A 20448-nucleotide genomic window follows, 5' to 3' on the forward strand; every position below is an offset into this window, starting at 1 on the left:
TTCACAATGAGACGTTGAGAGAAAGTGAGTGAATCGGATGGAGACAATCAATTGGAAGAAAAAGATGGAGGAACAGTTGAGGCGAAGTGGATTCACCTTACAAGTCGAAAACATGTCCAATATTCGCTTGACTGAGATTCATGCGAGTTCTTCGCCATTGATCTCTTATCCATTGCGTGTCCGTCTATACGAGCGGATGGGGTGGCTCATGTGTACGGTCGATTCGCCAACTCTTGACCGAAACGAAGACCACCCGCTGTTTGAGCGAATGGTGACCGCCGTTTTCGAACGGATTGTGCGTCACATGTATAGCGGATATGGGTTTCATGTATTGACATTCATCGGTGATACTGGGAACTACATCACGCCTAAAGAGTCTGAGACGGGAGAAGTCGTCCGACTCATCGCCCATCTATGGAATGACCGCTCTTACATTCACCTCGATACGTTTGAAGAGTATCCTGCCTTATACGTCACGCCGCCCTGGGCCCACCAAGCATATGCGATCGAGAGCACGGATGACGAATGGGTCATCTATGCAGGAAGGGGCGGAAGACCGTCAACGGATTATCGGGCTGACGGTGTCGAGTTGAAACCACATCGGTTGGCGGACGGAGAGCTCTTCTTTCCTGTTGATCGGATTCAAAAGGAGAAAGGAACGCTCGCCTTTGCCGAATGGCTCCGACTTGAACGAAGGGAAGTAGAGGACTTCATGATGTCATTCATGCAAACGATCAGGAAGTTCGACCCGTCCTTCGGATTCGCCTGGGGTGGGACCGAGTCGTTCTTCCATGGGGTTCCAGTCGAACCGTACGCACAGGTGCTCAGACTTGAAAGCGGGAAACGTCGCTATCGTGTCATGAACAATACAGCGAAGCGACTGTTCGCCGTATCAGACGATCCGAATGAATGTTTGAAGGAAGTGAATCGGACATTGGGAACGATCACCCTTCCTGAAAAGCGTGTGTCAGCGCTCGGGCAACTCGTCATGGGAATTTGGCAACAGTTTGAGACCGATGAAGAGACGTATATTCAAGAAGTCGCATCTCGGGACATCTCTAAATTTCAGATGGAGGAGAGGATTGGTCATGCCTTGGCGAATCAGCAACGGATTCGTTGGATTGAAAAAAACCATCCACATCAACAAGTGATTGAATATGCTCATCTTCGCATCACCTTCCCGAATCGACCACCGGGAATCGTTACTGTCGAACCTGCTGAATCCGGACACGAAAGAGGTGCCTTATGAGAATCGTTGATGCCCGTGCCATGCCGATTGATCATGAAGACGTCATTGCCGTCACACCGACCTCAGTTTATTATCGGGAGAAGTCGGAGAGGACGTCTTTCTCACTCTATCGTTTTGACGAGGAGGACGGTGTCATCACACAGTTGAATCGACGTCCTTATGAGGATTATGGATATCCGAAGCTTTTCGTCGATGGAGAAATCGTCTACTTCTTAAACGAGACGCCGGATGGTAAAGGTATGGTCAAGACGGAGCTGATTGCGTTCTCATACATTTCGGGAACGGAGGAGGTCGTTTCAACATTTGAAAAGAGAGGGAACAGTACATTGTTTTGGGTGCTCGACCATCGTTACTTCCTCTTTTTAACGACGTTCGAGTCATCTGATGAGGCGTGGTTATACGATCGAGTGACAGGCCAGCGCGAGCGTATTCGTGACGAGCGTCTCGTCGGGAAGACGGAGCGATTCAGGGAACTGTACTTGTTCACGACCACATTCGAAGGTGTCCCGTTCATTGTCTGTAACGCGAGACTTGATGAGTTCGATTATTATGATGCGCTCGACAGTGGACGAATCTCTCCTGACGATCCGATCGACCATTCTGAGGCGCTCCTCATTTGTCCGCTCGAGGAAGCGGTCGAGGCGGTGTGGGATCAACGGGTAGAGCTACCGTTCGACGACATCATCCGCTTGCAGGGGGAAGGGGATACGGTTCAATATTTAGGAGAGAAGGACGGCACACTCCGATTTTCAGCATTCGTCGACGCATTGAACGAAGAAGTCATCTATGATTTGACAGCATCGGATGTATTGCATGAAGTGTCTGTCATTGACTGGGGGGCTTATGAACCGATTGATTTCACATATGATGATATCGGTTCGACGATTTTTGTAAAGGTCGATGAGAGCGACATGCATACGGAGGTGATCGATATTGCGACGGGTGCACGTTATATCGATGTAGAACCGTTCGAACGTGTCATTGGTCGCCGTTTTCTCGTTCATGAGTATACGGAAGGGCTCATGAGTGGAATCGTCATTTTTGATTTAGAATCAGAAGAGCGTCACTCCTATGAGAACGCTTATTATATGGTCGTCGACGAAGCGATTTTAATTTTGTCAATGTCTAGCATTTAATTATAGCCACCACCCATTATTTAGGTGGTGGCTATAATTAGAGTTATTGGTTTACATAACGAATTATTGTAAACCTGATATGGCGTGTTTTTTCCGTTCGTCCCCGATATGGGCATAAACTTGAGTAGTCGCCACCGATTCATGTCCAAGGAGTTGTTGAATCGTCAACACGTCAACACCACTCATCGCTAGTCGTGTTGCGAACGTATGACGCAGCTTATGCGGTGTCACTTGCTTATGAGATAAAAAAGGTAGATACGGTTTTAGTCGGTCAATATGACCCTTCAATATGTGTTGAACTGTTCGCACGGCGATGCGTCTCCCTTTCTCATTTTGGAAGAGAGCCCCATCGCCTCGTGTGTTCCGAAACTCTGTAAGAAGAGGGTGGAGTGGCCCTGCCATCGGGATCAGTCGTTCTTTGTCACCCTTCCCAATGACACGAATCGTTCCCGTCTCGAGGTCGAGATCGGACCAGTTAAGTCCCACGAGCTCGGATACACGCATTCCTGTCAGTCCGAGCAGTTGAATGATTAAAAAGTCACGCGAGCGGTTCGCTTCATACCAACTCGCCTCGCGATTGGTCATGCCGACATTGCTTCGTACGAGCGTCGAAAAATCGAGCCATTCCGCTTCTGTCAAATAGACGGGATTACGTTTGCCTCGCTTTGGCCGTTCGACAGATTGGAACGGGTTGGTTGTCGCCTGATTTGATTCAATCAAATAGTTAAAGAGCGATTGTAGTGTCGAGAGTTTTCGATTGATGACACTCGGGGAGTTCTCGAGGTCGAGGGCGAGATACGTCGCATAGGCTTCCGCTCCCGAATGGTCGATTTCTGTGAACGCCTCTAAATCAATCGCCTCCGGTTCTAACTTGGTCCCGCTCACATGCTCGACCCAGCGGAAGAAGCCCAAGATGTCATACACATAGCGTTGGGCCGTCTGCTTCGAATAATGTTTGGCGGCCAGATGATGGAAAAACTGTTGGATAAATGTTGGTAGCTGTTGGAGCCCGTTCAACTCGAATCGTTTTGCGGTCGTAAGGGTGGGGCGTTGTCCAAGTTGACGGAATATACTCATTAAAATCCCCTTTCTCAGGTTGACCTGACTTGATTTTTACCGTTCTGTTTACCTTCACGAAGATAATCATCAGCCTCTTTCACGATCTCTTCAATCGTATCGTGATCTGTGCGGATGGCAAGACCGAACGTCATTGTAACGTGTAGTCGCTCTCCTGCGTAATCGAGATGCGTTTCTTCGACCTGGCGTCTCAATCGTTCCGTCGTCCCATAAAAGTCACAGGCCGGGTCGGATAAGAACAGGAGAAACTCTTCTCCTCCCCACCGGACCGCGATGCCGTCGACATCAGATAAGGTGGTAGCGACTTGTTGGATGACGCGGTCTCCACAGTCGTGCCCGTATGTCTCGTTGAACGACTTAAATCGATCGATATCCCCAAGTGCGAGTGCATATGGGACACCGTCACGTGCGGCCTGGTCGATCGCCTCGGAAATTCGTTCGTGTCCGACTTTCCGGTTCAACAACCCGGTCAGTCCATCTGTCGAAGCGAGGATTTGGAGTCTTTCATTTGACAGCTCGAGTTCGTCCGTCACTTTGACGACTGCCGACTCGAAGATGAACGAGAGGCCGACAATCATCATGACGGTCGAGAGGATACAAAAGAGACCGAGTGCCTGCTCGACTTGTTCGGGCAATGTCTCGATACCGTCCGATACGTTGATGAAAAGCAGGCTATAAATCAACAGTGCGAGTACAGTGGCTAAAGTACGCTGACCTCTAGTCACGCTCGGTATGAAAAAGACGCCGTAAGCCATCATGAGGATGAAGTAATGCATATTGATCCCCCAACCGAGAATGATGGTCGAGATGATTGCGTTGTAGATGACTTCGATGAAGAGCCCGGCGAAGAAAATCCCATACCATCGCTTATGTACAAAATAAAACGAAACCGTATAGTAGGTGACGCTCAAAGCGTTTGATAGGAATAAAGAGGTCACATCCAATCTCCAAAAAATCAAACAGAGTAAGAAGTGGACCAGCCAAGCGATCACATTTCCGTAAAATGTGATGCGCTCATTGTAAAGTGTGCCGCGACGAGATTCATATGTCGTCCCCATCTCACACCTCCTTTGTTTCATTATATCGAAAGAGGATTCATTTTTGAATAAGAGTTATTCAAATCACGACGAAAAGTGTCGATATTGCGTATTTATTTTTGCGTGAAATAGATATTTCACGCAAGGTTCATGAAATGCGAAAATGATAATCGATCGGTACTATTAATCGATTGATTGATTTTACTGCAATACAATAGGTATACAATAATTTATTATGTAAACCATATTCAGATGTCTTTATATTGAAACGATGTATCATTATACTTTATGATGAAAATAAGACTTGAAACAATGAGGAAGGTAACGTTACACTGTAAACGTAAACCGAAGGGGGATTTTTGATGGATGATCAACGTTTGACGCAACTTTTGTCTGAAGCGAAGACCATCGCGGTCGTCGGTGTGTCCGACAACCCGAACAAGACTGCCAACCAGATTGCAGAGTATTTACTGCGCGTCGGGTATACCGTCATCCCCGTCAACCCGTTGCTCGAAGAGTGGAACGGACGTAAGGCGTATCCTTCCGTCGAGAGCATACCGGGTAGAATCGATATCGTCGACGTGTTCCGTCGCAACGAATATTTGGCGGGTGTCGCAGAAGACGCGGTACGGCATGGGGATGTCGGGCTCGTCTTCAATCAGCTCGGTCTCTCAAGTCCTGAGGCGGAGCAAATCGCACGCGATGCAGGGCTCGATTACATTGAGAACCGCTGCCTGTACGTGGAACATGCTCGTCTACTCGGATAAGACCTACCTCCATGGTAGGTCTCCTTTTTTTCAGCGATAGCTGACAAGGGAGACTTGCCAGAATGAATGAACAGCTATACAATAGGGAAGAAAAACGAACGTGTGTTCGAAATTGAGGTGACTGCTATGTCAACAGATTTATTTAACTATAACGAAGACGCCATCCAGGTGCTCGAAGGACTCACGGCCGTTCGGAAACGACCGGGGATGTACATCGGGTCAACCGACCATCGCGGGCTTCACCATCTCGTCTATGAGATCGTCGATAACGCGATCGATGAGGCGCTCGCCGGATTCGGCGGTCAAATCGATGTGACGATTCATAAGGGGGATGCGATCACGGTCCGTGACCACGGTCGTGGAATGCCGACGGGGATGCACGCCTCCGGAAAACCGACACCTGAAGTCATCTTCACCGTCCTCCACGCCGGTGGGAAGTTCGGCCAAGGCGGCTATAAGACGTCTGGTGGACTCCACGGCGTCGGGGCCTCGGTCGTCAACGCCCTCTCGAACAAGGTCGTCGTGACGATCTATCGCGACGGGAAAGTGTTTGAGCAGACATTCGCGGACGGCGGTGTGCCGCAGACGACACTGATTGAGACAGGCAAGACACGTCAGACCGGGACGAGCGTCTATTTCAAACCGGATGCGTCCATCTTCTCGACGACGTATAACTATGACACGCTCGCCGAACGTCTCCGCGAATCGGCCTTCCTCTTAAAAGGATTGACGATCACGCTCACGGATGAGCGTACCGACAAACAAGAGACGTTCCATTACGAGGAAGGGATCGCCGAGTTCGTCCAATATTTGAACGACGACAAGGCGACACTCCACCCGATCGTCTATTTCGAAGGAACGGAGAACGAGATTGAGATTGAACTCGCGTTCCAGTTCACGGACGCCTATTCCGAGAACGTCCTCTCATTCGTCAACAACGTCCGTACGCGTGACGGTGGGACGCATGAGGTCGGCGCCAAGACGGCGATGACCCGGATCATGAACGAGTATGCAAGAAAGAACGGGCTACTCAAGGAGAAGGATAAGAACCTTGACGGTGGCGATGTCCGTGAAGGGCTTACGCTCATCGTCTCGGTCCGAATCCCTGAGGAGTTCCTTCAGTTCGAGGGACAGACGAAGTCGAAACTCGGATCTCCAGAGGCGCGAGCGAGTGCGGACAGCGTCATGGCGAAGCAATTGACAATCTTCCTAGAAGAAAACCCGCAGATGGCGACGATGCTCATCAAAAAGGCGATTCGCGCGGCTCAGGCCCGCGAGGCGGCCCGTAAGGCCCGTGAAGAGGCGCGGAACGGGAAGAAAAAGAAACGTTCGAGCATCTTGAACGGCAAATTGACGCCGGCGACGTCAAAAAACGCCGCAAAGAACGAGCTATTCCTCGTCGAGGGGGACTCGGCCGGTGGTTCTGCCAAACAAGGTCGTGACCGCACGTTCCAAGCGATTCTTCCGTTACGCGGGAAGGTGATCAACTCGGAGAAGTCGAAGCTCCAGGACATCATGAAGAATGAAGAAATCAACACGATCATCCATGCGATCGGTGCCGGGGTCGGTCACGATTTTGACTTGGATGACTGTAACTTCGACAAGATCATCATCATGACGGATGCCGACACGGACGGTGCGCACATCCAAGTGCTCCTTCTCACATTCTTCTTCCGTTATATGCGCCCGCTCGTCGAGGCGGGGCGTGTATTCGTCGCCTTGCCGCCGCTCTATCGCGTCTCGAAAGGGAAAGGCAAGTCCGAGCAGTTCGACTATGCCTGGGATGAAGAGGCGCTCGAGAAACTACTCAAAGTGTATAAAAAGGGCTATATCCTCCAGCGCTATAAAGGTCTCGGTGAGATGAACGCGGACCAGCTATGGGAGACGACGATGAACCCGGACACCCGTACGCTCATCCGTGTCACGGTCGACGATGCGGCCGTCGCGGACAAACGCGTCTCGGTCTTGATGGGTGACAACGTCACGCATCGCCGGGAATGGATCGAGGAGAACGTCGCCTTCGGACTCCAGGAAGATGATTCGATCATCGCCAATGAACATGTGACTAAAGCGATTGAGGAAGTGATGTAACGATGTCGACGATTCAACACATTTTAAACCTATCTCTCGAACAGGTCGTCGGTGACCGGTTCGGGCGTTATTCGAAATATATCATTCAAGACCGCGCCTTGCCGGACGCACGTGACGGTCTCAAACCCGTGCAGCGTCGGATCCTTTACGCGATGCACCATGAGGGGAATACGAACGAAAAGCCGTACCGGAAGTCCGCGAAGACGGTCGGGAACGTCATCGGGAACTATCACCCGCACGGCGACTCGTCCGTCTATGAGGCGATGGTACGTCTCTCTCAAGACTGGAAACTCCGCTATCCGCTCATCGACATGCACGGGAACAACGGGTCGATGGACGGTGACCCGGCAGCGGCCATGCGTTATACGGAAGCGCGTCTCTCGAAGATTGCGGGCGTCATGCTGACATCGATTGCGAAGAACACGGTCGACTACACACCGAACTTTGACGATTCGACAGAAGAGCCGCTCGTCTTGCCGTCACTCCTCCCGAACCTGCTCATGAACGGTACGACAGGGATCTCGGCCGGTTATGCCACGGAGATTCCGCCACATAACTTGACGGAAGTGCTCAACCTTGCCATCGCACGGCTGAAGGGCCAAGTCGATACGGCGAAAGACGCCCTCGGATACGTCACAGGACCGGACTTCCCGACCGGAGGGACGGTCATGGGGAAAGACGGCATCTTGAAGGCGTTCGAGACCGGTAAAGGAAAGGTCATCATTCGGGCGAAGTCAGAGATTGAGAAACTAAAGGGTGGTCGTGAACAGATTACGATCACAGAACTCCCGTATGAAGTGAACAAGGCGAACCTCGTCAAAAAGATGGAGGAGCTCCGTCTCGATCGAAAGGTCGAAGGGGTCGCGGAAGTGCGTGATGAGACGGACCGGACGGGTCTTCGTGTCGTCATCGAGTTGAAAAAAGAAGCGGACGCGGAAGGTGTCTTACACTTCTTCTTGAAGCATACAGACCTCCAGCTCGCCTATAACTACAACATGGTCTCCATCGTGAATCGGACACCGAAACAGATGGGGATCGTCCCGATCATCGACGCCTATTTGAAACACGTCGAAGAGGTCGTGACACGACGGACGACGTTCGAGCTCGAACAGGCGAAAAAACGTGCCGAAATCGTCGATGCCTTGGAGCAAGCCATCTCGGTCCTCGATGAGACGCTCGAATTGATCCGTTCCGCAAAAGACAAGGCGGATGCGAAGAAAAAACTGATGGAGCGGTTCTCCTTCTCTGAACGACAAGCCGAAGCGGTCGTCATGCTCCAATTATATCGACTCACGAATACGGACATCGTCGAGTTGCAAAAAGAAGCAAAGGCGCTCCAAAAAGAGATTGCCCGCCTCTCAAACATCCTCGAGGTGGATGCGACGAAACGTAGATTGATCGTGAAAGAACTTACGGCATTGCGTGACGAGTTCGGAGATGACCGTCGTTCGGTCATCGAGTCGGAAGTTGAGGAATTAAAACTGAAGACGGAAGTCATGATTGCTGTCGAGGAGACGATGGTATTCGTCAGTCGTGACGGGTACGTCAAACGTGCCTCGATGCGCTCGTATGGCGCCTCGAGTGACGTCTTACCAGAGATGAAAGAGAAGGATCGTCCGCTTCTCACGACACAAGCCATGACGACGGACCACTTGCTCGTTTGGACGAACAAGGGCAGCTATCTCCTCATCCCGATCCATCAGATCCCTGAATCGAAGTGGAAGGATGCCGGACAACATGTCGCCAACCTCGTCCCGATTGAAGGGGAACAGGTCATCTCGGCAGACGTCGTCTCGACGTTCGATACGGACGCCCATTGCCTCTTCGTGACGAAAGACGGCATGGTCAAGCGTACACCGTTACGCGACTATGACGCGCAGCGGAAATCGAAACCGCTCATGGCTTTGAAGTTAAAAGGTGATGACGAGGTCGTCTTCGCCGGAATCAGTGACGGTCCAGGGCAGTTATTCCTCGTCTCAGAGCGTGGATACGGTCTCTGGTTCAAAGAGGACGACGTCCCGGTCGTCGGACAGCGGGCGGCCGGTGTGAAGGCGATGAATCTTAAAGACGGTGACGTCGTCGCCGATGCCTTCTCCTTCTTCACACCACCGTTGTTCGTCCTCGTGACGCAGCGTGGGGCGGTCAAGAAGATGAAACTTGAAGACCAGTTCGATTGCACGAACCGCAACCTTCGTGGCACGATGCTCATTCGTGAGGTCAAATCAAAACCGCACCAAATCCGTCGTGTGCTCCCTGTACATGGGGATGAGACATTGCATATCGCCGGGAAAGAGAAGGCAAAACAAGTGAAGACAAAAACGCTTACGCTACTCGACCGCTATGCCAATGGGTCGTTCGTCTTCGACGAAGACTCGTTCGGCGAGATTGAAGATGTCTATCTCGACTAATCAAAGGACCTGTGAATCCGGCTGATTGCCGCTCACAGGTCTTTTTGCATCATCACTTAGACGAAATCACTTGAACTGTAAAAGGAAAACACGACGATTTGCCGAATGAAACATGTAGGACAAAAGATAGGGGGATCTATATGTCTCAATGGCTGACGTGGGCGAAACGGATTCAGGCGCTGTCTCAGGCCGGTCTGACGTTCACACGTGATCAATATGACCGAGAACGTTATGAAGAGTTACAGGAGATTGCAAAAGAAATGTTTATGCGACATTCAGATTTATCGGATGAATCCATCTCGCAATTGGTCCATGTTAACGGATATCCGACACCGAAACTCGATGTGCGAGGCGTCGTCTTCAAAGGGGACCGCCTCTTGCTCGTCAAAGAACGTTCGGACGGATTGTGGACGTTACCGGGCGGGTTCTGCGAAGTGAATCAGTCACCTGCCTCAAACATCATCAAAGAAGTGGAGGAAGAGGCTGGCCTTGATGTGATTCCATTGCGTCTGTTAGCACTGTTCGATATGCACGAACATCCACACCCGCCGCTTTCTGAACACTATTACAAACTGTTTATCGAGTGCGCACTGATCGGTGACGGGGAAGGGGCAGCCGGTACGGAGACGAGTGACGTCGGGTTCTTCGAACGAGACGACTTGCCGGAACTTTCGCTTGCCCGTAATACACTCGAACAGATTCATATGTGCTTTGAAGCGCACTGGCAAGAAGAAGACTGGACTACTTTATTCGATTAGGAGGCCGATTCGATGAAAGTGAGACGATACGGACATATCCATCAACTTACCTTTTTTGCCCCTGTGTTACCGATTAACGTTCAACTCGTTGAGCATGAACTCGGGCTCGTGTTGATTGATACGGCGCTCGAGCGGAATGCATCACAAATCTTGTCTTATATCGATGAACTCGATAAACCGCTTCTCGCCATTTTATTGACACATGCCCACGCGGACCATGTCGGTGGGGTGGACGCGATCAAAGCGGAGCATCCGCTCGCTGACCTGTTCATCTCTCGTCGCGACGCCCGGCTGTTAACGGGAGACCGGTCACTCGAAGAGGCGGAACAGAATAAAATTCGTGGTTCGTTGCCGACGATTCGCTCTACGCCAGATACGCTGCTTGAACCCGGCGAGCGGTTGTTCGGTTTACGAGTTCTTGATGCGGCCGGGCATACACCGGGCTCCATCGCGTTTTATGACGAATTGAATCGGGTTTTGTTTGCAGGGGACGCTTTTCAATCACAAGGCGGTGCGGCTGTGGCAGGGGACGTGCGTCCATTGTTCCCACTTCCTGGACTTGCGACGTGGAACCGCTCGGTGGCGACAGAGAATGCGGAGCGGTTAGTGGATCTATCACCGCTCCTTACGTTTGTCGGGCATGGCTCGCCACTCAAAGGGACACATCGTCTCTATTTGGCTCTGAAAAGGGCGAAACGAAAGCGGGCAAGGAAGTTTGTCCGCTAGATTATGGGGGATGAGACGATGCAGTTAAAAGAAATCCAAAATCATCGATTCGAACAGGCCCAAAAGATGCTCGAGATTCAACGAAATGCTTATGCCGTCGAAGCTGAACTGATCGGGTTTGATGAAATCCCAGCGCGCTATGAGACGATTGATGTCATCCAAAACTTGCCTGGAACGAGCTACGGCTTATATACCGAGGAACAATTGATTGGTTTTGTGACGGTAGAGACATCAGAGAAGACGGTCGAGATCACGAAACTATGCATTGACCCGACATATTTCCGTGCTAAACTTGCGACGACGCTACTCGAGCATATGCTGAACATCCATGAAGGGAAACTCATCTATGTGCATACAGGAAAACATAATGGACCTGCGAGGCGGCTCTACACGAAGCTTGGATTCGTGCCGAGTGCCGAGTTTGAACCAGAACCCGGTGTCACATTGATTCGTTATACACATACATCTTAATTTCAACTCTCATCTCACTATCATAAGTATACTAAGATAATGAGATGAGAGTTTATTTTTACTGATAATATATGTTATGTAAACCAAAAGAAAAAATGAGTTTGTCTTCGTATGAATTGTCCTCTCTCCCATTCATCTTTTCTCTTTGACGATCATGTTTAATCAATCTGGAATGAGAGTTTGATTACCTTATGATCACAGTACTGTTCCATTCAGTAATCATACCTGTATCACTCATTTGAACGCATAATTCAAGCTAATGATAACGCTTTATGAATGTACGTTTCAAAGTAACGTTTAACCTGTTTAACTCGACCTTTAAAGTTGCTAGACCGCCGGAGTCATGCTATTTTTAGACAGACGAAACATCTAAGGAGGAAGTCTTGTGAAACGAACAACAAAAGGTTTGGCAGCAGCTTTATTTTTAGCAATCCCACTCGCCGCTTGTGGTGATGATAGCACGGATCAAGCAAATCCGACACGCTGGGAAGAAATTCAAGAAGAAGGAACATTGACGGTCGGGACGGCTGGTACGCTCTACCCCGCCTCTTTCCGTGAAGAAGAGAGTGATACGCTGACAGGATTCGATGTAGAGCTCATGAAAGAAGTCGCCGAGCGTCTCGACCTTGAAATCGAGTTCAAGGAGATGGCGTTTGACAACATGTTGACGAGCGTCCAAAACGGTCAAGTTGACGTGGCCGCAAACGATATCTCCGTCACAGAGGATCGTAAAGAGAAGTTCGCTTTCTCAAAACCATATAAATACACGTACGGGACAGCGATTGTACGAAAGAGCGACCTTTCCGGAATCAAATCACTTGAGGATTTGAAAGGTAAGAGAGCCGCTGGGGAAGCGACGACCGTCTTTATGGACGTGGCACGTCAGTACGATGCCGAAGAAGTGATCTACGATAACGCGACGAACGACCAATATTTACGTGACGTCTCGACAGGTCGGACAGACGTCATCTTGAACGACTACTATTTGCAGACACTTGCCCTAGCCTTCTTCCCTGAGTTCGATATCACGATCCACCCAGATATCGCCTATAACCCGCAAGAAGTCGCTTTCTTGATGAGCAATGAAAATAGCGAACTTCAAGAGAATATCGATCGGGTATTAGATGAAATGCTTGAAGATGGCACGATTAAGTCATTATCCGAGCAATTTTATAATGGTGCGGATGTCTCTGTCGAACCTGACGTAGACGCGACGATCGTCGAAACGAAGTAAGATTGGTATGACGTTCTCAGACATCAAATGGGACGCCATCTTTGACGTAGACCTGGCGATTAAATCAATCCCTTATCTGTTAGGCGGGCTACCGAACACGCTCTGGATCTCGTTCGTCAGCATGTTTTTCGGACTCGTACTCGGTCTATTATTGGCGCTCGGGAAACTGTCTCCGACTCGTCTCCTTCGCTATCCGTCGACTTTCTATATCTCGTTCATGCGTGGCGTGCCCATTTTGATCATCTTGTTCATCCTCTATTCAGGATTTCCCTTCATCGGGATTGAGTTCGCCGCCTTGACGGCAGCGATCCTTGGGTTTAGTTTGAACTCTGCCGCCTATATCGCCGAGATTATCCGCGCCTCGATTCGCGCGGTCGATGACGGTCAGGTAGAAGCGGCCCGCTCACTCGGAATGGGAAAATGGTTGACGCTAAAAGGGGTCGTCTTGCCACAGGCAACACGAATCGCCCTCCCCCCCCTCTCAAACGTCTTCCTCGACTTGATCAAGGCGAGTTCGCTTGCGGCGATGATCACCGTGCCCGAGATATTCAATAAGGCGAAGATTGTCGGGGGGCGGGAATTTGACTACATGACCGTTTATATTGTCGTGGCATTGATCTACTGGGTCATCTGCACGTTCATGTCGTTTTTCCAAGAATGGCTCGAACGACATTTCGAACGGTACTTGGATTCTCCGAAACGCTGACTGACTGGCATTTGCCAGTCGGTCTTTTTTTGTGAAATGGATTTTTGATACATCTGTCGAACTGATTATGCTATGATTTTCTTAATTATCAGAAAAATATAGGGGGATTTTTGAATGAATCATCCATGGGTTTCACATTTAAATGATCAAGTGATTGGTCAATCGAAAGCAATCAAACTCGCATCGATTGCGTTACTATCAGGGGGGCACGTCTTACTTGAAGACCGTCCTGGCACGGGGAAGACGACCTTGGCGCGTAGTCTAGCGAGTTCTATATCGGCAACGTTTCAGCGTGTGCAGTGTACTCCGGACACATTACCGAGTGATATTTTAGGGATGGAGCTATTCAATCCGACGACTGGTGCATTCGAACGTAGGACGGGACCGATTTTCACGTCGATTTTACTCGTCGATGAGATCAATCGGACGACACCACGCACGCAATCCGCTTTGCTTGAGGCGATGCAGGAACGTCAAGTGACACTCGGGGAAGTGTCACTCAAGTTACCGGATCCGTTCTTTATGATCGCCACACAGAACCCGTTTGACGGACAAGGGACGTTCCCGCTCCCACAAGCGCAGTTAGACCGCTTCCTCTTCAAGTTGACGCTCGCTCCCCTGTCGCGAGATTCCGAACGACGATTGATTCGAAATGAACATCTTGCGACTGAATCCTTCTCTCTGCGACAGGACGAGTTGTTGAACATGCAGCAAGAGGTACAAGGTGTCCGATTCCACGAGGCGATGGAGGATTATTTACTCGATTTGATGGAATCCCTTCGTCACCACCGAGACATCGAGGTCGGACCAAGTCCCCGAGCGACACTCGCTTACACGATTGCAGCCCGTGCACATGCCTATATGGAAGGGCGGGATTACGTCTCACCAGAGGATATTCGCGCACTCGCGATTCCGATTTTAGGGCACCGGCTCGTCTTGACGGTCGAAGCATCATTGAAAACGAAACCATCAAAGTTAATCAAAGCCGTACTCGAGACCATCCCGGTCCCATCAGAGGTGTGAGATGCAGTTAGTCAGCCCACGCTATCTCGAGTCCGGCTATATGTGGCTCTTGTTCGTCGTAGGGGTCTTCACGGCACTGTATGGCAACGTCTTGATTGCGAGTCTATTGATCGGGTTCAGTCTATACGCACTGATCATGCCTTCAATCATGTTTCGGTTGGCGGAGTATATCCATGTCGACCTCACAGAAGAACTGAAGCTGTTTCCAAATGATGAGACCGTCTATGTATTGAAACTTGTGTCAACGGCGAAAGTGCCACTCGGCGTCGTAAGGCTATCCGGTTATTTGCATCCGACCGTCGAATCGGAAGGTCATGCGTTTTGGCGGCAAGAGAACTTTGTCGAGACGAACGCGACCGTCGACTTCACGATCCCGCTCCATGCGAAGAAACGTGGCCCGATCCGTCTCGAAGCAATCGGATTGGAAATCCGAGATCCGTTACGCATGTTCTCACTATACAAAGAGGAGTCACTCCCGCGCATCGGCCATGTATTCCCCGAGTTCTCGCCATATCCGATTCCGAAACGCCCTCCTACCCTCCCTGGTGAAGAGATGGTCCGGCATAGCGCCTATCGTGACCCGGAGACGTTCCAGTCGGTCACCCCGTATCATGGACAGCCGATGCGACAATTGTATTGGTCCGCTTATGCAAAGACGGGAGAACTGCTCGCCCGAACCGAGCAACCCGTACAAGCGAATGAGTACGTCATCGTCCTGGACTTGTTGACAAAGGATGGACGGGCCCTTACCTATCAGATGGAACGCCTCATCTCGCAAGCTGCCGCATTATGTCGCGATTTTGAGAAAGAGAATGCGAGTTACGGTCTGATCGTACCGACGCTCACAAAAGATGGAATCACGTACGACCTGCAACCCGGAAGCGGCGAGGTGCATTTCCGTAAGATCATGACGACGTTCGCTTGCCTGTCAGAAAGCGATTTTCCGCTCGCCCGTTCCTTGTTTGAACGAAAAGTGGCCAGATATAGCGGCAATCAGTCGATTTTACGATTGGGGGGTGACGGTCAATGAGATGGTTATGGTGGGTCTTTGCTGCATTTTATATCGGACATGTATTTCCACTCCTCTTTTTGTTGACGCTCCGCATCCCTCGGAATACGCAACTCATCGTTCAGACGGTGATGAGTATTAGCGCTCTCTACTTCTCGTATGAGATGAGTCTAGTCCTGTTGGTCTTCACATACGTCCATGCATTCATTCGGACGTTGGACTGGACGGACCGCTATGCGATGGCAAGTGTCTTATTTTTGGTGGCGGACTGGTTGTTCCCTCCGGCATCGCAACCGCTCGCGATGGTCCTCTTCCCGTTCATTTTTTTGATTTGGCAACGGAACTTGTATTACCGTCGCGATTACAAGCGGATGGTGATGATGCTGGTCCTTGGTTTAGGCATCGGTTTAACACTCTCCCTCATCATCCGGACGATTAAAGAGTTACTGTTTGGGAATCTTGTCGCATGGATCAGTCCGTTCTTATTATGGATGGGTAGCTGGTTTGATGGGATCGAGCTCGATCCGAACGACCGTGTGAACCGATTCCTCATACCGGACAACCCGAACTTGGATGCGGAGACGGTGGCACAGGAGACACTGCTCGAGTCGGCCTCGAACAACTCGTTTTTTTTCATCGGGATATTCGTGGTCCTCTTAATGCTCGGTGTAGGATTGTTCTTCTATCTGCAAAAGCGGAAAGACATCCAAGAAGATGGCTTGATCCCGAGGAGTATTCATCATCCCACACTCTCGGATAAACGAATCGTCCGTTCCCCTCGTCAAATTCAGCTCCTTGAGACGGGACGGAAGCTCGAACAGCGGCATCCTCGTCTCCGGGAAGAGACGGTGACCGATTGGCTTAAGCGAATCGAGTTCACGAACTATAGGCTCTATGCAGAATGGTTAGAGGCTGCGGAATACGGAGACAAGGAAGCCCCACAAGACATCAATGATTCATTCATCCGACTCGTCGAACAAGTAAAAAAACGCTAAAAAACATCCGGTGAGGAATTCCTCTACCGGATGTTTCGCGTTATAGGATTGGACTGAGTAAGCGTGACACGCTCTCTTTGAAGCGAATCCAGCGGGTCCTCGACTCGTATCGCTCAATCGTCAACGGTTCCGCACGTGCTTCATCCCGTTCGAATGCTTCGATGACAGACTGTGCGACATCTCGGTCAAAGACGAGTGCTGATATTTCAAAGTTGAGACGGAAGCTTCGCGCATCGATGTTCGTCGTCCCGATGGAGGCGACCTCTCCATCGATGACGAGCGTCTTCGCATGAAGGAATCCCTCTTCATACGTAAAGACCTCGGCCCCGTAACGTACGAGCTCCGCCGCGTTCGCATAGGTCGCCCAGTAAACAAACATATGGTCCGGCTTGTTCGGGATCATCAATTTGATCTTCGTACCCGCCATGAGGGCATTTCGGCAAGCGTCAAGAAAGCTTGCGTCCGGAATGAAGTATGGGGTCTGGATATAGATGCACTCTTTTGCCTGCGTAATCATTTTGACGAGCATATTCTTGAGATGTTCGGTCGACGAGTTCGGCCCCGACGTCACGACTTGAATCGGTGAGGCTTGGCGTGTATTTAATTCTAACGGCCAAACGAAGGCGTCTTTCTCTTCTCTTACTCGCGTCGGCACGGCGCGGTTCCAATCCAGGATGAACCGTTCTAACAATTCCTTGACGGCATCGCCGGTGATGCGTAGATGGACGTCACGCCAGTAGCCGAAATGTTCGTCTTTACCGAGATACTCGTCCCCGACGTTGAAGCCACCGATATACCCATGCTCCCCGTCGATGATGCAAAGTTTTCGGTGGTTTCGATTGTTGACGCGGAAATTGATTCCGAGTTTTGATGGGAAAAATGACTTGACCTCCCCACCGTTTGCAATCAGTTCTTTGAAATGTTTACGCCTGAGCCCCCTTGAGCCGACGGCATCATAAAGTAGACGAACCCGCAACCCTTGTTTCGCCTTCTCGGTCAACAGTCGAATCAACGCTTGACCGAGCGCATCGTTTTGGATGATGTAGTACTGGATGTTGATTTCTTTTCCAGCCTGTTCGATATCCTGAAACAGTCTGTCGAATTTTATCTTGCCGTCATGAAGGACGTCGATGTCGTTATGGAAGGACATCATCGCATTCGTCGATACAAGATTCAAGCGAGCGAGTCGGCGATATTTCAAGAGGAGCGGATGATCGAACGGTTCGAGAGAACGATCGAGTTGATCAAGCTGTTCTTCGACATGATGATGATACGCTTCGCGCTTCTCTTCTTCCACCTCGTAAAAATTATGGGATTTGATTAGTCGACCGAAGAAGATGTAGATGAAGAAGCCGATGAGCGGCAAGAAAAAGAGAACGAGCAGCCACGCCCAAGTCGTGCCGATGTCTCGCCTCTCGAAAAAGATGATGGTGACAGCGAATGTGAGATTGAGTAGTAAAATGAGCCATGTCAATATGACGATGATGAGTCCGATCGTTACTTCCATCGTATCCCTCCCTTTCTTTCAATTCTTACCCGAAATCAGGTAATCTTAGCAAACGTTTTTCGTCATTTGGGTATACATATATGAAGAAGTGATGAAACGGGGGGAGTTTATGGAAGACATGATGATCGGATTCAGTTTGCTTGTCCTCATCGGTGCACTTTCACAGTTGCTCGCATGGCGTTATGATTTCCCGGCCATTTTGATTATGACGATTGCCGGGATTTTGGTCGGTCCGATATTCGGTTGGTTGGAACCAAATCAAATATTAGGTGATTTGTATAGCCCGCTCATCTCGATTGCCGTGGCACTCATCCTATTTGAGGGAAGCCTCAGCCTGGAGTTCAAGGAAATCGATGATTTGCGGAAGCCGATTTTCCGCCTCGTCACGGTTGGGGTTTTCATTTCCTTCATCTTGACATCGGTGTTACTCATTATCATCGGCGATTTTCATTGGTTGCCGGCGCTCACACTCGGTGCCATCTTCGTCGTGACCGGTCCGACCGTCATCATTCCGTTACTTCGGCAAGCCAATTTGTCTCCACGTCCCGCTAAAGTCTTGAAATGGGAAGGGATCATCGTCGACCCGCTCGGCGCCTTGATGGGACTTTTCGTCGTCCGCGTGGGCTTCATCTTTTATCAGAACGAAGGGCTCGAGAGCCATTTGCCGTTCTTTTGGTCTTGTATCGTCGCTGTCGCCTTTGGAATCGCCGCCGGGCATCTGTTGATTCGTTTGTTCGGTAATGAAAAAGTTCCTGAATATTTGCGGACGACCCTCACGTTCTCTGGTGTCCTTCTCGTCTACTCCATCAGTGAGTGGGTCATGCATGAGGTCGGGCTGTTGGCCGTGACGGCGATGGGATTGACGATGGCCAATTCCAAACATGGACACATTCACATCTTGAAACAGCTCCGCGAGTTTAAAGAGAATATCTCCATCTTGCTCGTTTCGACCGTGTTTATCATTTTAACCGCCAGCTTGACGCGAGAGAGTTTATTTGCCATCTTCGACTGGCCGCTTCTTTTGTCGATTCTCGGGATTTTATTCTTCGTCCGCCCCGTATCGGTGCAAACATCGTTACTGAACTCACCTTTGACGACGAGAGAACGTGCGCTCATCAGCTGGATCGCCCCACGTGGGATCGTTGCCATGACAGTGACCGGATTTTTCGCACAAGAGATTGCCGAACTCGGGATTGAAGATGCCGAGCGGATGTTACCAATCACACTCGGCCTGGTCGTTTTGTCGGTCACTCTGCATGGACTGACAATCAAACCGATCGCAACACGACTCGGTTTGACGAAAGTGAAGAATCCGTGGGAATAAGTATCAACACAAAAAAGACACCGCCCGATGGCAGTGTCCTTGATGAGCTTGAATTAGTTCAAGACTTTGATTGTGATTGACTTGCGACCGAAGTTGAGCGCTTGCTCTTGTGTCGGCATCAAGAGATCGATTTTGTTTCCTTTGATGGCACCACCTGTGTCTCCTGCGATGGCCGTACCGTATCCTTCAACCCATACTTTAGAGCCGAGCGGAATGACAGAAGGGTCGACCGCGATGACTTTTTGGTTCGGGTTCGAACGAACGTCGATACCTGTCGCTGTGATACCAGAGCATCCAGCACAGTATGGTGTATAAGCTGTTGCTTCAACAGTCATCGTCTTACCTGAAGCCGGAGCTTGGGTTTGCGTTGTAGACGAGGCTGTTTTTGTAACAGGTTTTGATGTTGAAGTCTTCGGTGCTGATGTTTTCGCATCATTCGCTACCGATGCAGCAGCTGCACCTTTCACGGCAAACTGTTGACCTGGGAAGATAAGGTCTGAATTAAGACCGTTCCAAGTCATCAATTGATTGACCGAAATCCCATTGTTCAATGCGATACGATAGAGTGTATCACCTGACTTAACTGTATACGTTTTTGATGCAGTAGAAGTTTTTGCTTCTGCCTTTCCAAGTTTTAAGACTTGGTTCGGGTAGATCATATTTGAGTTTAAGCCGTTCGCTTGTTTAATGTCGTTTACAGAGACGTTGTTGTTCACGGCGATACGGTAAAGTGTATCTCCAGACTGAACTGTGTGTGTTGATGCTGCCGAAGCTGGAGCAGCGACTCCTAAACTAAGGCCAGCGAGTGCCGTTAGTGTCAATAGTGGTTTTTTCATAAGAATATTCCTCCCTTTTCTAACGCCCCCTTACTGTAACATCTGTATGTTTCACTGCGATTACAGGACGATATGAGAGTGTTATCAGTTCATT

The 20448-nt window shown here is 50.0% G+C and carries 18 protein-coding genes; 14 read left to right on the forward strand and 4 right to left on the reverse strand.

The window, feature by feature from the left end:
* Positions 1-37: 37 nt before the first annotated feature.
* Together KNP00_RS00120 and KNP00_RS00125 are read left to right on the forward strand one after the other, a co-directional pair.
* The gene (locus tag KNP00_RS00120; RefSeq protein WP_215141158.1) at positions 38-1249 is read left to right on the forward strand and encodes a hypothetical protein; all 1212 of its coding nucleotides are present in this window, start codon (positions 38-40) and stop codon (positions 1247-1249) included.
* Complete coding sequence (locus KNP00_RS00125) at positions 1246-2385, forward strand: hypothetical protein (protein WP_215141159.1); 1140 nt, start codon at positions 1246-1248, stop codon at positions 2383-2385. The genes KNP00_RS00120 and KNP00_RS00125 overlap by 4 nt, the downstream gene beginning before the upstream one ends.
* Before the next feature lie 63 nt (positions 2386-2448).
* Here the strand turns inward: KNP00_RS00125 and KNP00_RS00130 are convergent, their stop codons facing one another.
* Together KNP00_RS00130 and KNP00_RS00135 are read right to left on the reverse strand one after the other, a co-directional pair.
* Positions 2449-3462 (reverse strand): tyrosine-type recombinase/integrase, encoded by a 1014-nt coding sequence (locus tag KNP00_RS00130; protein WP_215141160.1) that lies wholly within the window; start codon positions 3460-3462, stop codon positions 2449-2451.
* 14 nt (positions 3463-3476) lie between these two features.
* The gene (locus KNP00_RS00135) at positions 3477-4520 is read right to left on the reverse strand and encodes a GGDEF domain-containing protein (protein ID WP_215141162.1); all 1044 of its coding nucleotides are present in this window, start codon (positions 4518-4520) and stop codon (positions 3477-3479) included.
* A 341-nt stretch (positions 4521-4861) separates the two neighbouring features.
* On the opposite strand from KNP00_RS00135, the gene KNP00_RS00140 reads away from it, so the two are divergent.
* The 11 genes from KNP00_RS00140 to KNP00_RS00190 all read left to right on the forward strand — a co-directional run bounded on the left by KNP00_RS00140 (position 4862) and on the right by KNP00_RS00190 (position 16687).
* On the forward strand, positions 4862-5266 hold the full coding sequence (locus tag KNP00_RS00140; RefSeq protein ID WP_215141163.1) for a CoA-binding protein: 405 nt from the start codon (positions 4862-4864) through the stop codon (positions 5264-5266).
* 126 nt (positions 5267-5392) lie between these two features.
* Positions 5393-7357 carry a DNA topoisomerase IV subunit B gene (parE, locus tag KNP00_RS00145; RefSeq protein WP_215141164.1) on the forward strand — a complete coding sequence of 655 codons (1965 nt, stop codon included), beginning with the start codon at positions 5393-5395 and terminating at the stop codon, positions 7355-7357.
* A gap of 2 nt (positions 7358-7359) precedes the next feature.
* On the forward strand, positions 7360-9765 hold the full coding sequence (gene parC / locus KNP00_RS00150; protein WP_215141165.1) for a DNA topoisomerase IV subunit A: 2406 nt from the start codon (positions 7360-7362) through the stop codon (positions 9763-9765).
* Positions 9766-9905: 140 nt separating this feature from the next.
* A complete protein-coding gene (locus tag KNP00_RS00155; RefSeq protein ID WP_215141166.1) occupies positions 9906-10523 on the forward strand; it encodes an NUDIX hydrolase in 618 nt (205 codons plus the stop codon).
* Positions 10524-10535: 12 nt separating this feature from the next.
* The gene (locus tag KNP00_RS00160) at positions 10536-11249 is read left to right on the forward strand and encodes an MBL fold metallo-hydrolase (protein WP_215141167.1); all 714 of its coding nucleotides are present in this window, start codon (positions 10536-10538) and stop codon (positions 11247-11249) included.
* Between the two features lie 18 nt (positions 11250-11267).
* A complete protein-coding gene (locus KNP00_RS00165; RefSeq protein ID WP_215141168.1) occupies positions 11268-11720 on the forward strand; it encodes a GNAT family N-acetyltransferase in 453 nt (150 codons plus the stop codon).
* Positions 11721-12105: 385 nt separating this feature from the next.
* Entirely contained in the window at positions 12106-12954 is an 849-nt protein-coding gene (locus KNP00_RS00170; RefSeq protein WP_215141169.1) for a transporter substrate-binding domain-containing protein, read from the forward strand.
* 7 nt (positions 12955-12961) lie between these two features.
* Positions 12962-13660 (forward strand): amino acid ABC transporter permease, encoded by a 699-nt coding sequence (locus KNP00_RS00175; RefSeq protein ID WP_215141171.1) that lies wholly within the window; start codon positions 12962-12964, stop codon positions 13658-13660.
* A gap of 114 nt (positions 13661-13774) precedes the next feature.
* Positions 13775-14683, forward strand: coding sequence for an AAA family ATPase (locus KNP00_RS00180; protein ID WP_215141172.1), 909 nt, complete (start codon positions 13775-13777; stop codon positions 14681-14683).
* Between the two features lies 1 nt (position 14684).
* Entirely contained in the window at positions 14685-15713 is a 1029-nt protein-coding gene (locus KNP00_RS00185) for a DUF58 domain-containing protein (protein ID WP_215141173.1), read from the forward strand.
* Positions 15710-16687 (forward strand): hypothetical protein, encoded by a 978-nt coding sequence (locus KNP00_RS00190; RefSeq protein ID WP_215141174.1) that lies wholly within the window; start codon positions 15710-15712, stop codon positions 16685-16687. The genes KNP00_RS00185 and KNP00_RS00190 overlap by 4 nt, the downstream gene beginning before the upstream one ends.
* 40 nt (positions 16688-16727) lie before the next feature.
* On the opposite strand, the gene cls is transcribed toward KNP00_RS00190, so the two are convergent.
* Positions 16728-18194 (reverse strand): cardiolipin synthase, encoded by a 1467-nt coding sequence (gene cls, locus KNP00_RS00195; RefSeq protein WP_215141175.1) that lies wholly within the window; start codon positions 18192-18194, stop codon positions 16728-16730.
* 109 nt (positions 18195-18303) lie between these two features.
* On the opposite strand from cls, the gene KNP00_RS00200 reads away from it, so the two are divergent.
* On the forward strand, positions 18304-19518 hold the full coding sequence (locus KNP00_RS00200; RefSeq protein WP_215141176.1) for a cation:proton antiporter: 1215 nt from the start codon (positions 18304-18306) through the stop codon (positions 19516-19518).
* Between the two features lie 53 nt (positions 19519-19571).
* On the opposite strand, the gene KNP00_RS00205 is transcribed toward KNP00_RS00200, so the two are convergent.
* Positions 19572-20354: a LysM peptidoglycan-binding and 3D domain-containing protein gene (locus KNP00_RS00205; protein ID WP_215141177.1), complete on the reverse strand. Its 783-nt coding sequence runs from the start codon at positions 20352-20354 to the stop codon at positions 19572-19574.
* Between the last annotated feature and the right edge of the window lie 94 nt (positions 20355-20448).

It is taken from the genome of Exiguobacterium qingdaonense (assembly GCF_018617855.1).
Lineage (GTDB): Bacteria > Bacillota > Bacilli > Exiguobacteriales > Exiguobacteriaceae > Exiguobacterium > Exiguobacterium qingdaonense.